This is a genomic window from Solirubrobacter pauli (genome assembly GCF_003633755.1).
Classification (GTDB): domain Bacteria; phylum Actinomycetota; class Thermoleophilia; order Solirubrobacterales; family Solirubrobacteraceae; genus Solirubrobacter; species Solirubrobacter pauli.
The window spans coordinates 233,657-247,031 of record NZ_RBIL01000002.1 but is presented as its reverse complement, the minus strand read 5'-3'; the positions used below and the strand labels follow the sequence as shown (position 1 = coordinate 247,031).

General features: G+C 72.1%; 18 protein-coding genes. 8 read left to right on the top strand and 10 right to left on the bottom strand.

What is annotated here, in order from left to right; all coding sequences use genetic code 11:
• The first annotated feature begins 56 nt into the window (after positions 1 to 56).
• The gene (locus C8N24_RS20985) at positions 57 to 224 is read left to right on the top strand and encodes a CbtB domain-containing protein (protein WP_121257874.1); all 168 of its coding nucleotides are present in this window, start codon (positions 57 to 59) and stop codon (positions 222 to 224) included.
• A 1-nt stretch (position 225) separates the two neighbouring features.
• A complete protein-coding gene (locus C8N24_RS20980; protein WP_211340080.1) occupies positions 226 to 1,002 on the top strand; it encodes a CbtA family protein in 777 nt (258 codons plus the stop codon).
• On the opposite strand, the gene cobF is transcribed toward C8N24_RS20980, so the two are convergent.
• Positions 929 to 1,651: a precorrin-6A synthase (deacetylating) gene (gene cobF, locus C8N24_RS20975; protein ID WP_121253791.1), complete on the bottom strand. Its 723-nt coding sequence runs from the start codon at positions 1,649 to 1,651 to the stop codon at positions 929 to 931. The two genes, C8N24_RS20980 and cobF, sit on opposite strands and share 74 nt — an antisense overlap.
• Between cobF and C8N24_RS20970 the strand changes: the two genes are divergently transcribed.
• The 3 genes from C8N24_RS20970 to C8N24_RS20960 are packed head-to-tail and all read left to right on the top strand — an operon-like array spanning position 1,650 to position 3,336.
• Positions 1,650 to 2,297, top strand: a complete 648-nt coding sequence (locus C8N24_RS20970; RefSeq protein ID WP_121253789.1) for a precorrin-6A/cobalt-precorrin-6A reductase — start codon at positions 1,650 to 1,652, stop codon at positions 2,295 to 2,297. The genes cobF and C8N24_RS20970 overlap by 2 nt on opposite strands.
• Positions 2,298 to 2,329: 32 nt before the next feature.
• Entirely contained in the window at positions 2,330 to 3,040 is a 711-nt protein-coding gene (locus tag C8N24_RS20965) for a response regulator transcription factor (protein ID WP_121253787.1), read from the top strand.
• Complete coding sequence (locus C8N24_RS20960) at positions 3,037 to 3,336, top strand: Hpt domain-containing protein (RefSeq protein ID WP_121253785.1); 300 nt, start codon at positions 3,037 to 3,039, stop codon at positions 3,334 to 3,336. Before C8N24_RS20965 ends, C8N24_RS20960 begins: the two co-directional genes overlap by 4 nt.
• On the opposite strand, the gene C8N24_RS20955 is transcribed toward C8N24_RS20960, so the two are convergent.
• From C8N24_RS20955 to C8N24_RS20925, 7 genes are all read right to left on the bottom strand, one after another.
• Positions 3,333 to 3,692: a response regulator gene (locus C8N24_RS20955; RefSeq protein ID WP_121253783.1), complete on the bottom strand. Its 360-nt coding sequence runs from the start codon at positions 3,690 to 3,692 to the stop codon at positions 3,333 to 3,335. The genes C8N24_RS20960 and C8N24_RS20955 overlap by 4 nt on opposite strands.
• Position 3,693: 1 nt before the next feature.
• A complete protein-coding gene (locus C8N24_RS20950) occupies positions 3,694 to 4,221 on the bottom strand; it encodes a chemotaxis protein CheD (protein ID WP_121253781.1) in 528 nt (175 codons plus the stop codon).
• Positions 4,218 to 4,808 carry a chemotaxis protein CheC gene (locus C8N24_RS20945; RefSeq protein WP_170179287.1) on the bottom strand — a complete coding sequence of 197 codons (591 nt, stop codon included), beginning with the start codon at positions 4,806 to 4,808 and terminating at the stop codon, positions 4,218 to 4,220. Before C8N24_RS20945 ends, C8N24_RS20950 begins: the two co-directional genes overlap by 4 nt.
• A complete protein-coding gene (locus C8N24_RS20940) occupies positions 4,805 to 6,799 on the bottom strand; it encodes a chemotaxis protein CheA (protein ID WP_121253776.1) in 1,995 nt (664 codons plus the stop codon). Before C8N24_RS20940 ends, C8N24_RS20945 begins: the two co-directional genes overlap by 4 nt.
• A 49-nt stretch (positions 6,800 to 6,848) precedes the next feature.
• Positions 6,849 to 7,514 carry a response regulator transcription factor gene (locus C8N24_RS20935; protein WP_121253774.1) on the bottom strand — a complete coding sequence of 222 codons (666 nt, stop codon included), beginning with the start codon at positions 7,512 to 7,514 and terminating at the stop codon, positions 6,849 to 6,851.
• 115 nt (positions 7,515 to 7,629) lie between these two features.
• Entirely contained in the window at positions 7,630 to 8,433 is an 804-nt protein-coding gene (locus tag C8N24_RS20930; RefSeq protein WP_121253771.1) for a lytic transglycosylase domain-containing protein, read from the bottom strand.
• Positions 8,434 to 8,635: 202 nt separating this feature from the next.
• Entirely contained in the window at positions 8,636 to 9,811 is a 1,176-nt protein-coding gene (locus tag C8N24_RS20925; protein ID WP_121253769.1) for a glucose-1-phosphate adenylyltransferase family protein, read from the bottom strand.
• Positions 9,812 to 9,877: 66 nt separating this feature from the next.
• Here C8N24_RS20925 and C8N24_RS20920 point away from each other — a divergent pair, with 66 nt between their 5' ends.
• Together C8N24_RS20920 and C8N24_RS34170 are read left to right on the top strand one after the other, a co-directional pair.
• Positions 9,878 to 11,062, top strand: a complete 1,185-nt coding sequence (locus C8N24_RS20920; protein ID WP_170179286.1) for a low temperature requirement protein A — start codon at positions 9,878 to 9,880, stop codon at positions 11,060 to 11,062.
• Positions 11,063 to 11,173: 111 nt separating this feature from the next.
• Positions 11,174 to 11,326 (top strand): hypothetical protein, encoded by a 153-nt coding sequence (locus C8N24_RS34170; protein WP_170179285.1) that lies wholly within the window; start codon positions 11,174 to 11,176, stop codon positions 11,324 to 11,326.
• A gap of 3 nt (positions 11,327 to 11,329) precedes the next feature.
• Here C8N24_RS34170 and C8N24_RS20915 read toward each other — a convergent pair whose 3' ends face one another.
• Both C8N24_RS20915 and C8N24_RS20910 read right to left on the bottom strand, forming a co-directional pair.
• Entirely contained in the window at positions 11,330 to 11,536 is a 207-nt protein-coding gene (locus tag C8N24_RS20915; RefSeq protein WP_121253765.1) for a DUF2188 domain-containing protein, read from the bottom strand.
• Between the two features lie 39 nt (positions 11,537 to 11,575).
• Positions 11,576 to 12,418: an AraC family transcriptional regulator gene (locus tag C8N24_RS20910; protein WP_170179284.1), complete on the bottom strand. Its 843-nt coding sequence runs from the start codon at positions 12,416 to 12,418 to the stop codon at positions 11,576 to 11,578.
• A gap of 55 nt (positions 12,419 to 12,473) precedes the next feature.
• On the opposite strand from C8N24_RS20910, the gene C8N24_RS20905 reads away from it, so the two are divergent.
• The gene (locus tag C8N24_RS20905; protein WP_170179283.1) at positions 12,474 to 13,325 is read left to right on the top strand and encodes a VOC family protein; all 852 of its coding nucleotides are present in this window, start codon (positions 12,474 to 12,476) and stop codon (positions 13,323 to 13,325) included.
• The last annotated feature ends 50 nt before the right edge of the window (positions 13,326 to 13,375 follow it).

Genomic DNA, 13,375 nt, shown 5'->3' with positions numbered 1-13,375 from the left:
CCACTTTGACGGACACCACATACACGCCTGAGGTCGAAGCCCCCAACGTCCCGCTGATGCCGCTCGGGGATCTCATCCCCTACGCCATCCTGACGGCGCTGCTGGCGACCATGCTGTTCTACTTCGTCGGGGCTGAGGAAGGCGCGACGTCGGTGTTCCCGGGCATGACCCTCCATGAGTGGGTCCACGACGCCCGGCACCTGCTCGGCTTCCCCTGCCACTAGCGTGGACAGCCAAAAGGTCGTCCGCGGCCTACTGATCCGCGGCATGCTCGCCGGCCTCGCGGCCGGCGTGCTGATGTTCGTCTTCGCGAAGGTCTTCGGCGAGCCGTCGATCGACCGGGCGATCGCGTTCGAGGAGGCCACGAGCCCGCCCTCGGACGAGGCGCCGCTCGTGAGCCGGACGATGCAGGCCAGCCTCGGCCTCCTCACCGGCACGATCGTCTACGCGGTCGCCGTCGGCGGCGTGTTCGCGCTCGTCTTCGCCGCGGTCTTCGGCCGCGTCGGCCACGCGCGCCCGCGCGTCACGGCCGCGACCCTGGCGCTCGTCGCCTTCGCCGTGATCGTGCTCGTGCCGTTCCTGAAGTACCCCAGCAACCCGCCGGCCGTCGGCGCGGACGAGACGATCGCCTCGCGCACGCAGAACTACTTCGTGATGCTGCTGCTGTCGGTCGTCGCCGCGTTCGCCGCGCTCCGCGTGGGCCGCGACGCCGTCAAGCGCCTCGGCGCGTGGAACGGCACGCTCGTCGCGGTCGGCAGCTACATCGCGCTGATGGTGATCTCGCAGCTGCTGATGCCGAGCCTGGACGAGACGCCCGCCGGCTTCAGCGCCAGCGTGATCTACGACTTCCGGCTCGCCACGCTCGGCACCCACGCGGTGCTCTACGCGACCCTCGGCCTGGGCTTCGGCGCCCTCGCCGAGCGCTGGATCAGCCAGGTGCGACCCGCCGCAGCAGGTACGTATCGAACATCCAGCCTTTCCGCTCGCGCGCCGCACTCCTGACGCGCGCGATCTCATCTGACACCTCGGCGACCACGCCGGACAGCAGCAGCTCGTCCGGCGTGCCGAGGTAGGCGCCCCAATAGATCTCGGCGTCCGGGAACGCCCGGAAGGTGAGGTCGGCGTCGAGCATCACGACCACGTCGCCCACCGCGTCGGGCCAGCCGTCCGCGGCCAGCCGGCGCCCGCTCGTGATCAGCACCGAGCCGCCGACGCGGTTGATCGCGATCCCGAACTGCGCGGCCAGCGCGGACACGGCGGAGATCCCTGGCACGACGCGCACGCCGAGGCCGGCCTCGCGCAGCACGTCGATCAGCCCGTCGTACAGCGACGGATCGCCCCAGGCGAGGAACGCGCCCTCGCCGTCCTCGGCCGCCACCGCCTCGCGGACGAGCGCCACCCGGCGCGCCCGCCACTCGGCCACCGCCGCGGCACCGCGCCCGCGCGGCGGGTCCTCGATCACGACCTCGCGCACGCCGGCCGGCAGCAGCGCGCGCCGGGCCGCGGCCAGCTCGTCGTCGTCGCCCTTCTGGAAGACGAACACGACGTCCACGGCCTCCAGCGCCCGCGCCGCGGCGAGCGTCATCCAGGCGGGATCTCCCGCCCCGATCCCGATCACCCAGACGCGGCGCGTGTCAGCATCGGCCCCCATGCGGGTGCTGATCTTAGGCGGGACGCAGGAGGCCCGAGCGCTGAAGGCGCTGCTCGGCGACGACGCGATCCTCGCGCTCGCCCGCACCACGCGCTTCGGCGGCGCCGACGGGCTCGCCCGCTACGTGCGCGAGCAGGGGATCACGACCATCGTCGACGCGACCCACCCGTTCGCGACCCGCATCAGCGCCAACGCGCAGCACGCCGGTGTGCGCGTGATCCGCCTCGAGCGCCCGGGCTTCACACCGCAGCCCGGCGACGACTGGACCTACGTCGACACGCTCGCGGACGCCGACCTGCCCGCCGACGCGCGCGTCTTCCTCACCACCGGCCACCACGAGCTGGAGACGCTCCGGGCCCACCCCGCGTTCTTCCTCGTGCGCGCGCTCACCCCGCCCCCGGTGCTCCCGCCGCACCGCGAGCTGGTGCTCGCCAAGGGTCCGTTCGCCCTGGCGGGCGAGCTGGAGCTGATCGAGCGCCACCGGCTTACCCACCTCGTGACCAAGGACAGCGGCGGCCCGGACGCCAAGCTCGAGGCCGCACGCAAGACGGCCCTGCGCGTGATCCTCATCCGTCGCCCGCTGAAACCGGCCGTGCAGCAGAGCGCCGCCACGCCGGGTGAAGTCCGACTCCTCCTATCGGACTAACGGTTTTCTGACAAACGTCGATACTGGGGGCGATGCCCCCTCCGCGTCGAGCCCTCGTCATCGAGGACACGCCCTCCGCCCGGATGCTCGTCGCCGCCCTCCTCACCCAGCAGGGGTTCTGCGTCGAGACCGCCGACGACGGCGAGGCCGGCATCGACGCCGCACGGGCCACGGACCCCGAGCTGGTCATCCTCGACGTCGGCCTGCCCGGCAGCGACGGCTTCACGACCTGCCGCTCGCTGCGCGAGTTCAGCGACGCGTACGTCCTCATGCTCACGGCGCAGGACTCCGAGCTCGACAAGGTGATCGGCTTCGAGGCCGGCGCCGACGACTACATCACCAAGCCGTTCTCGACGGCCGAGTTCATCGCACGCGTGCAGGCGCTGCTGCGCCGCCCGCGGCGCCTGCAGACCGTGCCCGTCGGGCTGCCGGCCGAGGAAGCGCGCACGTTCGGCGCGCTCGTGGTCAACCCGGCCGCGCGTGAGGCGTGCCTGGACGGCGCGCCGCTGAGCCTGACCCGCCGCGAGTTCGACCTGCTGGACGTGCTCAGCGGCTCACCGCGCGTCGCGTTCACGCGCGCGCAGCTGCTCGAGCGGGTCTGGGGCGAGAACTGGTTCGGCGACGACCACCTGGTCGGCGTCCACATCTCGAACCTGCGCCGCAAGCTCGGCGACGACGGCCGCAACCCGCACTTCATCCTGACCGTGCGCGGGATCGGCTTCCGGATGGGTCCCGGGCGTTGACGCTGGACCCGGCGCAGCTCGCCGAGCTGGAGACGACGCTCGGCGCGGACACCCTGCACGAGCTGCTCGTCGCGTACCGCGAGGACCTCGCGACGCGGCTGGCGCAGCTCCGGACCGCAACCGACCCGGAGGCGATCCGACACCACGCGCATGGACTGCGCTCGGGCGCGGCCAGCTTCGGCGCGGCGGCCTTGGCCGCCGCGGCGCGTGATGTCGAGCTCGGCGGCGGCTCGCTGGCCGCCGTGGAGCACGCGGCGTCCGCAGTGGACGCCGCGCTCGGTGCTCGGCTCGCCTAGGCGAGCGCCTTCTCGACCGCTTCCTGCACGCGGTCGGCCTTGAACGGCTTGACCACGAAGTCACGGGCGCCGAGCTTGATCGACTCCATGACCTTCGACTCCTGGCCGAGGGCGGAGCACATGATCACGCGCGCGGTGGGGTCGAGCGACATGATCTCGGCGAGGGCGGCGAGGCCGTCCTTCTCGGGCATGGTGATGTCGAGCGTGGCCAGATCAGGCTTGAGCGCCTGGAACTGGTCGACGGCCTCCTGGCCGTTCGTCGCTTCGGCGATCACTTCGTGGCCGGCCTTGGTAAGGGCGTCGGACACCATCTTGCGCATGAACGCGGCGTCGTCGACGACGAGAACGCGGGCCATCTCAGGCCACCTCCTGGAGTACACGGGTATGGGAAGTCTTGGAAAGTGCGGGGTACAGCTGCTCGTCCTTGGAGCCCGCCTTGCGGACCGTGACGATGCCGGTGGCAGGGTCCACGCGCACCGTGCGGCCCTTGGTGCCGCCGGTGTCCTCCGCGTGGATGCGGATGCGCTCCTTCGCGAGCGCCTCGCGCACCGCCGCCGCGTTGCGGACGCCGACCTCGAGGGTCGAGCCCGCGCCGGCGAACATGCTCGCGCCACCGACGAGGATCGCCTCGAACATCGGCTTCCGCCCACCGCGCGCCGTCACTTGACGGATCAGCTCGGGGACGGCCTTGTCGGCGAACTTGAGCGGGTTGAGCTCTTTGTGGCCCTCGGACGCCGGCAGCACGATGTGCGCGAGGCCGGCGACGCCCTTGCGGCGGTCCAGCAGCACGAGGCCGATGCAGGAGCCGAGGCCGAGCGCGACGAGCTGGTCTCCGACGGTGCCGGAGGCGCAGAGCTCGCCCATGCGTGCCATCAGGTCGCTCATGCCAACCCGATGCGCTCGAGCAGCTCCTCGGCCCCACCGTGGTCGGGGACGAGCAGGAAGACGATCGAGCAGTCCTCGCCCTCCACGATGAGGCTCGAGTCCAGCAGCAGGGTGCGATCGCTCGACATGGCGCGGACCGCGAGGATCGACTCGACGATCGCGCCGAGCATGTCCGTCACGGTCGTGGGCGGGGTCGGCTCGACGGCGATGCCGGTCATGCCGGCCAGCGCGTTGAGGTAGGACGTGCCGACGACGTTGCCGATCTCGCCCAGCGCCGACGGCGCCAGCTCCGAGTCGGGCGGCAGGCCGAGCATGACGCAGATCTTCTCGGCGTTCTCGGGCGTCAGCAGCATCAGGACGGTGCCGGGCAGCTCGCCCTCGACGCCGAGCATGATGCCCGTGATGTCCTGCTCGGCCGGGCCGAGCTGGTCGATGGCGTCGGCCATCGGCAGGACGAACACATCCGGTACGGCAAGGTCGATCGAGCGGCCGAGCATCTCGGACAGGGCGGTCGAGGCCGTGCCGGCCCCGATGTTGGCCAGCTCGCGCAATGCGTCGAGCTGGACCTCGTTGTATGAAGCGCTCACGCGACTCCCTCTGCGACGGCGTCGCAATCGACGATCAGGGCGATCTGCCCGTCCGACAGGACGGCAGCGCCCGAGAGGGCCGAGCCGTCGGCAACTTCCGGCGGCAGCGGCCGTGTGACCAGCTCGCGCTGGCCGTCCATCGCCGCCACCGCGAACGCCAGCCGCTGGCCGTTGCCGCGCACGATCACGGCGAACGCCGCGTCGTTGTCGCGCGAGCCGCCGAACTGCTCGGAGGCGTCGACGAGCGGCATCACGCCGTCGCTCATGACGAGCATCCGGCTGCCGGCGACGGAGCGCACGGTCTGGTCGGCGAGCCGCACGGTGCGCTCGATGCGGTCCAGCGGGATCGCGAACGCGCGCCCGTCGGCCTGCACGAGCAGGGCGGCCATGATCGCCAGCGTCAACGGCAGGCGGATCTCGGAAGTCGTTCCCTGGCCGAGGACGGACGTCATCGTCACCTCGCCGCCGAGGCCGCGGATGGCGACCCGCACGGCGTCCATGCCGACGCCGCGGCCGGAGATGTCGGAGGTGACGTCGGCCGTCGAGAAGCCGGGGTGGAACAGCAGCTCGGTCGCGCGGGCCATGTCGATCGAGTCGACGGCCTCGGCCGTGATCAGGCCACGCTCGAACGCCTTCTGGGCGACGCGGGCCGGGTCGACGCCGCGGCCGTCGTCCTTGACGGAGATGACCACGTTGCCGCCGGCGTGACGCGCCGAGATCTCCAGCTTGCCGGTCTCCGGCTTGCCGGCCGCGCGGCGCTCCTCCGGGCCTTCGAGGCCGTGGTCGAGCGAGTTGCGGATGAGGTGGACCAGCGGGTCGCCGAGCGAGTCGACGACGCTGCGATCCAGCTCGGTGTCCTTGCCGATGAGCTCGAGCTCGACCTGCTTGGAGAGCTTGACCGAGAGGTCGCGCACGAGCCGCGGGAAGCGCAGCAGCACGGCCTCGACCGGGATCATGCGGACCTGCATGACCATCGCCTGCAGCGCGTGCGAGGTGCGCGTCAGCGCCTGCAGGGCCTGCGGCAGGCCCGGGATGTCGGCGTGCGCGGCGAGGCCCTCGACGTGCGTCCGGTGCAGCACGAGCTCGCCCATGGCGTGCATCAGCTGGTCGAGGCGCTCGGCGTCGACGCGGACGGTCGAGGAGCCGTGGTTGCCGCGCGGGGCGGCGGCGGCCTTGGCCGGCTCGGCGGCGGCGACGGCGGCCGCGGCGGTCTCCGGGGCCTCCTCGGGCGCGTCGACGGCAGCGTCGGGGACGGCCTCGATGGCGGTGGCGTCGGCGATCTCGGCGATCGACGCGGCGGCCTCGGCCAGCTCGGCGTCGGTCCGGTCGCTCACCAGCCAGGCGACGATCTCGGTGCCCTTGAAGGTCTCCACGTCGTCCGGCGCGGGGCGGCAGGCGAGCGTCTCGCCGAGCTCGGCGAGCGTCGACAGCACCATGTAGGCGCGCACGGACGGGATCGAGGCGTCCTCGACGAGCTCGGCCAGCACCTGGACCACGCGCCGGCCCTGGGCCAGCTCGCTCAGGTTCTCCGGCGGCTCGATGACGGTCGCGAGGCTCGTGGGAGCCTCGGCCTCGACGTCGGCGGGCGTGAGGCCCGTGGGGGCCTCATCGTCGCGCACCAGGGTGCGCAGGCGAGCGATCAGCGGCTCGGGGGTGATCTCCTCGGCGCCACTGGTCTCGATCGCGTCGGTCGCGGCCTCGAGCGCGTCCAGGCACTCGAGGAGCACGTCGACGGCGGAGCGCTCGAGCCCACCCGCGCGCTGGCGCAGGAGCTCGAACACGTCTTCCATCTCGTGCGTGAGCGCCGCCATGCCGGCGAAGCCCATGGTCGCGCTCATGCCCTTGAGCGAGTGCGCGATCCGGAAGATCTCGTCGACGGTCGCCTGATCATCAGGCGTCTCCTCGATGCGCACCACGGCAAGGTTGAGCTCCTGCAGGTGCTCCCGGCCCTCGGCCAGGAACATCGGGAGATATTCGGCGGTCTCGTCCACGACCTTGGTGGTCGGCCGCTCGGGCCACGGCTTTAAGGCAAAGGTTCGGTCAAGGCTCGAAGCGCAGGCCCACACCGCGCACGGTGATGACGTGCCGCGGGGCCCGCGCGTCGTCCCCCAGCTTGCGCCGGAGCGCCACGACGTTCATGTCCAGCGTCTTGTTCGAGCCCTGCCACTCGCCGTTCCAGACGGCGTTCATGACCTCCTCGCGCGTGACCGTGCGGGTCGCGTTGTGGACGAGGAACGCCAGCAGGTCGAACTCGCGCGGGCTGAGCGCGAGCTCTTCGTCGCCGTGCCAGACGCGCCGGCCGAGCTTGTCGACGCGCACGTCCCCGGCGGCGACCACGTCGGGGTTCGACCGTCGCACGTGCGCGCGCACGCGGGCGAGCAGCTCCTGCAGGCGAAACGGCTTGGCCACGTAGTCGTCGGCGCCGGCGTCGAGCCCACGGATCGCGTCCAGCTCGGTGCTGCGCCCGGTGAGCATCACGATCGGCACGCTCGGCCGCGCGGCCCGGATCCGACGGCAGACCTCGACGCCGTCCAGCCCGGGCATCTCCACGTCGAGCAGCACGAGCGCATGGTCGCCCTCGGTGCCGAGCCGCTCCGCTTCGATGCCGTCCCGGGCCTCTTCGACCTCGTAGCCCTCCGTCCGCAGGACGTGCGCGAGCGACAACCGGGTTCCGTCCTCGTCCTCCGCCACCAGCACCCGCAGCACGGGCGTGATCCTAGGGAGTTGTGAACGGGACCGAGACCAACGCCGGGTCCGGAGGGCCGGAGATCGTCAACCCGGCGAGTCACTGTGCGGATCGACAACAGGTTCTGGGAGGTTCTCACGCGCCCGGGCCGGTGATCCGGCGGGCGCCGCCGGCGGGCGTGCGGACGTAGACCTGCCACGCGTAGTAGGTGCGGAACACGCGCTCGTCGGTGCGCATGCGGGCGGCGTAGCGGCGGACGGCGCGCACGTAGGCCGTCGAGTGGTTGTAGGCGTAGAGGGCGCGGTCGAGCTGCTTCGGCGCGCCCGCCGCGCGCAGGTAGCGGGCGGCGGCGAGGATCGCGTCGTGCGGGTCGTCGATGTCGCCGCCCTCGCCGTAGGCGGCCCAGGTGGACGGGAGGAACTGCATCGGGCCGCGGGCGCCGGCCTCGCTCGCGCTGCGGACGCGGCCGAACGCCGACTCGACGAGGTTGATCGCGGCGAGCACGGACCAGTGGATGCCGAAGCGGCGCTCGGCGTCGGCGTAGTGGGCGCGCAGGTCGGCGGCGGGCGCCGCGGGCGCGACGCGGACCTTCGGCGGCTTGCCGCGCGGGATGGCGTCGAGCAGGCGGCGGGCCTGGACGGTGTCGCGCGCCTCGCCGCGGACGTCGCCGGGCAGCCGTGCGAGTGTCGCGTCACCCAGCCGCCGCTCCTCGGCCATGCGGCGCAGGAGGCGCTGATGGTGCAGCGCCAGGAGCGTGACGTCGTTCGGGACGCTCGTCCCGGTGCCGTCCCAGGCGGTGGCGCGGAGCTGCCGCGTGGTGGCGGTGAACGCCTCGGCGAGCGGCGCGGGCGCCTTCGGCAACGGCGCGTCGGCTGCCGGGAGCGGCGGGGCTTGCGACGGCGTCGCGATCGCGAGGATGAGGGCGAGCAGACCGCGCACGCGGGCCGCATGCTAGCCGCGGCGACCACCCGCGCCGTCGGGCGAGGTGATGCGCGGCGCTCGGGCGGGAGCCCTAGCGGCCCGGCTTGATCTCTTTGACCTGTGGGAGCTTGTACTGGTGGGCCATGTGAAGAACCTTCCCAGGCGATGTGCTCACACGCATCACCCGACGGTATGAAGATCGCCCACCCTCTTTCGACGATCAGTCGTCTTCCACCTGCGGGAACCGTGCGCCGCTGGGCAGATCGTCCTCGACGGTGGCGTGCAGGCCCACGAGCGCGATGTCGCCGCGGGCCTCCCCCACGTTCGCGCGCACCTCGACGTGGTCGTCGATGATCGCGTTGCGGACGGTCGCGCCGGCGCGGACGACCGCGCCCGGCAGCAGCACCGAGTCCTCGACCGTCGCGCCCGGCTCGACGATCACGCCGCGCCCCAGCACGCTGCGCGTCACCGTGCCCGCCACCTTCGCGCCCGGCGCCACGAGCGCCGCGTCGATCCGCGCGCCCGCCAGCAGTTGGGCGGACGCGCGGTTGGCGATCGCGCGGGTGAGGATCGGCCAGTCGGGATCGTCGAGGTCGATCGGCGGCTCGCCGGAGACGAGCTCCATGTGCGCCTGGTGGAACGCGGGGATCGTGCCGACGTCGCGCCAGTACCCGTCGAAGCGGTGCGCGCGGACCTCGCCCGCGTCGGTCAGCCGCGGCAGCAGGAAGTGCCCCAGGTCCTCGAGGTCGTCCTGCCCCTTCTCCTCGACCAGCTCGTCGAGCACCTGCAGGACCGGCTCGGGCGTGAAGACGAAGACCTCGTTGGAGATCAGGTTGCCCTTCGGCTCGTCGGGCTTGTAGACGTACTCGGTCACCCGCTCGCCGTCGACCTGCACGACGCCGTAGCGATCCGCGTCGTCGGGGTCGACCTCGGTCGTGACCATCGTCACCGCCTTGCCCGCCTCGCGGTGCTCCTCGGCGAGCGCGGCGTAGTCGAGCTTGTAGACCGCGTCGGCGCTCACGACGACGAGCGCGTCGGGATCGAACTCACGGATCAGCTCGGCCTGGCTCCAGAGCGCCTCGCCCGTGCCCTCCTGGAACCCGGTGCCCGCCTCGTTGCCCTGCCGCGGGTGCAGCACGAGCAGCCCGCCGGCCGTGCGGTCGAGGTCCCACGGCCGCCCGTTCGCCAAGTGGTCGCTCAGCGACACCGGGTTGAACTGCTGCGAGATCCAGACGTCGTCGATCTGCGCGTTGAAGCAGTTGCTGAGCGGGAAGTCGATCAGCCGGTGCGTGCCGGCGAACGGCACGGCGGGCTTCGCGCGCGAGTGCGTGAGCAGCTCCAGGCGACCGCCGGCACCGCCGGCGAGGATCAGGACGAGGGTCTTGAGTCGGGGCACGGCCCCTCTCTACCCCGTGAAGCGAAGATGAGAGCGCGAGTGCGCCGTTGGCTTAGTGTCCCGCGCGTGACCGCCACTCAGGAGCCTCGCCACCGGATCGTCCGCGCCGACCCGCGCGAGGCGACGGTGTCGCCGCTGGAGCTGTTCTTCGACCTCGTGTTCGTGTTCGCGCTCACGCAGGTGACGGCGTTCCTCGCGGAGGACCCGACGTTCGCGCAGCTCGGGCGCGGGCTCGTGATCCTGGCGATCATCTGGTGGGCGTGGTCGGGCTACGCGTGGCTGACGAGCACGGTCGACCCCGAGTTGCTGCTGCCGCGGCTGGTGATGTTCGGGGCGATGGCGGCGATGCTCGTGATGACGCTCGCGACGCCCGGCGCGTTCACCGGCGACGGCGTGGTCTGGGGGCTCGGGTACTTGGCGGTGCGGCTGCTGCACGCGGCGCTGTTCGCGCTGGCCGCGCGCGGCGACGTGGCGCTGAGCAAGGCCGTGCTGAGCCTGGTCGGCTCGCTCATCCCGGGCGCCGGGCTGATCATCGTCGCCAGCACGGTCGTCGACGAGGGCAGCGCGCGGGACCTGCTGTGGATCGCCGCGCTCGTGCTCGACTACGGGATCGTGCTCGGCCGCGGCGTCGGCGGCTGGCACGTGCACGCCGCGCACTTCGCGGAGCGGTTCGGGCTCGTGCTGATCATCGCCCTCGGCGAGTCGATCGTCGCGATCGGGGTCGGCGCGGAGGGCATCGAGCTCAGCGGGCAGGTGATCCTGGCGGGCGTGCTCGCGGTCGGCATCGCCTGCGTGCTGTGGTGGCTGTACTTCGACGTCGTGGCGGTGGTGGCCGAGCACCGCTTCGTCGAGGCGACCGGGCTGGCGCAGCTGAAGATCGCGCGTGACTCGTACGCGCTGTTGCACCTGCCGATGATCGCGGGCATCGTCCTGTTCGCGCTCGGCGTGAAGAAGGTCATCGGGCACACCGAGGACCCGCTGAAGGACATGCCGGCGGTCGCCCTGTGCGGTGGGCTGGCGCTCTACCTGCTCGCGCACGTCGCCTTCCGGCTGCGCAACGTCGGCTCGGTCAACGTCCCGCGGATCGTCACCGCGGCGGCCTGCCTCGCGCTGATCCCGGTCGCGACGAGCGCGGCGGGCGTCGTCACGCTCGGCCTCCTGCTCGCGGTCTTCGCGGCGCTGACGGCGTTCGAGGTGGTCCGCTACGCCGAGGCCCGCGCGCGCATACGCGCCGCACGTGTCGGCCGGTAACGCGAACTTGACAGGCGAGCGCGATCCCGCATAACGCGGACGCGAGGTGGGCATGACTGGGCGGTCGGCCAGTTCAAACCGTCCTCACCCCCGCCTAGGATCGTCCCAGTCTTGTTCGAACGCCGTACCCCACCGCCCCGCCTGAGCGTGCTGCAGCCGGGGCGCCAGGCCACACGGCGCCGTCGCCGGGTCTCGCTCCTCGTGCTGGTGCCGGTCGCGATCGCCGCCGTCGCGGCGACGGCGATCTTCATGACGCTGCCCTAGCGGCTACAGGCGGTCGGAGACCGCGATCTCGCGGGTACGGCGGTAGCGGTCGTGAAGCACGACGCTGCTGCAGGAGAAGCGGCGGGCGGCGACGCGGGCGGCACGCTCGGCGTCCGTGGCCGTGTGATGCTCCGAGACGCGCTCGGCGTCGCGTCGGACGAGCCACGATCCGCGCTGATCGGGCTCGACGTGAATGGTGCTGGTGCTCATCTGGGCGAATTCTCCGGTGGACACGGGAAGTCCACCTTCTCAGGCGTTCGAGGGATGACGGTGAAGATCGCGATACGACCGCGGCGCAACACCGTAGCGCCGTTTGAACGCACGGGAGAAATAAAGTTGGTCCTCGAATCCGGTGCGATAGGCGATCTCACCCACGGTCCGGTCCGTGAAGCGCAGCAGCCGTGCCGCTTCGAGCATCACCCGGTCGGTCACGAGCTGCTTCGTCGGCTGCCCCGTGACGGTCGACAAAGCACGTGACAGCGCGGCTGCGGGCACCGCGAGCGCGTCCGCGTACCAGCCGGCGTCGTGGTGCTCGGCGAAGCTGCGCTCGAGCAGCGCGACGAAGCGCCGGTACAGCGCCACGTCCGCGTCGTCGCCGCGCTCGGCGTGGGCGCCGTCGTACCAGCGCTCGATCCACAGCAGCAGCGCGCTGAGGAAGTGGCGGAGCAAGTCGGCGCTCTGGGAGTCGGCCGGACGGGCGGCCTCCGCGCCGAGGATGCCGATCGTCGTCTCCAGCGACGGCGCCGACGAGGGCGGCACCTCGACCGTCAGCGCGCCGTGCCCGCCGACGAGCCACGCGGGCGCGTCCAGCACCAGCTCGCTCTCGAAGCGCACGACCGCCCCGGTGAAGCCGACCGCACGCTCGAGCACGTGCACCCGCCCGCGGCCGATCACGGTGATCGTGCCCGGCTCGATCTCGAACGGCTCACCGTCGACCGAGTGCCGGCCGGCGCCCGCGCGCGTCCACAGCAGCTCGTGGTAGTCGTGACGGTGCGGCGACCGCGCGCCCCGCTCCGCCGCCGCCCCCGCGACGAAGTCCTGCAGCTGGACGACCTGCAGCGAGCCCGGCAGGTGGTCGACGGGAAAGTCCATGTGTCCGCGAGGGGTTGCCATGTGAATGCAGCCTGCGCCGCGCGATCCTAACCACATGACCGCGACTCCCCAGACCCCGACGCTCCCCGCCACGCTCACGCTCGGCGCGGTCCACCTGACCGTGTCCGACCTCGATCGCTCCGTCGCCTGGTACCAGCGCTCGCTCGGCTTCCGCGTGCACAGCCACGACGGGACCCACGCCACGCTCGGCGACGGCACGACCGTCACGCTCGAGCTCTTCGAGGATCCGGCCGCACGCCCCGCCGGGCGCCACGCCGGCCTGTACCACTACGCGCTGCTGTACCCCTCGCGTGAGGAGCTCGCCCGCGCCGCCGTGCGTCTGAGCGTCACCGACACGCCGATCGAGGGCGCTTCAGACCACCGCACCCACGAGGCGATCTACTTGCCGGACCCGGACGGCAACGGCATCGAGCTCGCCGCCGACCGCGAGAAGACCGCCTGGCCGACCGATCTCGGCTACAGCCGCGGCCCCGCCCCGCTCGACTTCCAGGCGCTGCTGGGCACGATCGACGGTGAGGCGCCCACCGCCCAGCTCGGCGAGGGCCTGAAGATGGGCCACCTGCATCTGCACGTCGGCGACATCGACCAAGGCCTCGCGTTCTACCGCGACGTGCTCGGCTTCGAGGAGCAGGCCAACCTCGGCACGGCCGCGTTCGTCAGCGCCGGCGGCTACCACCATCACCTCGGCTTCAACGTCTGGCGCGGCCGCGGCGTCGGCCCGGCGCCCGAGCACACCGTCGGCCTGCGCCACTGGACGGTCCAGCTCCCCACCGCCGACGACGTGGACGCCGTGCGCGCCCGCGTGGAGACCACCGAGGACCACCCGGGCGGCTTCCTCGTCCGCGACCCGTGGGGCACCGCGGTGGCCTTCGTCGCGCAAAGTTAAACGTCCTGGACGTTTATTGACGCGACAACTAAAGGGCCTCGGGGGCTCGG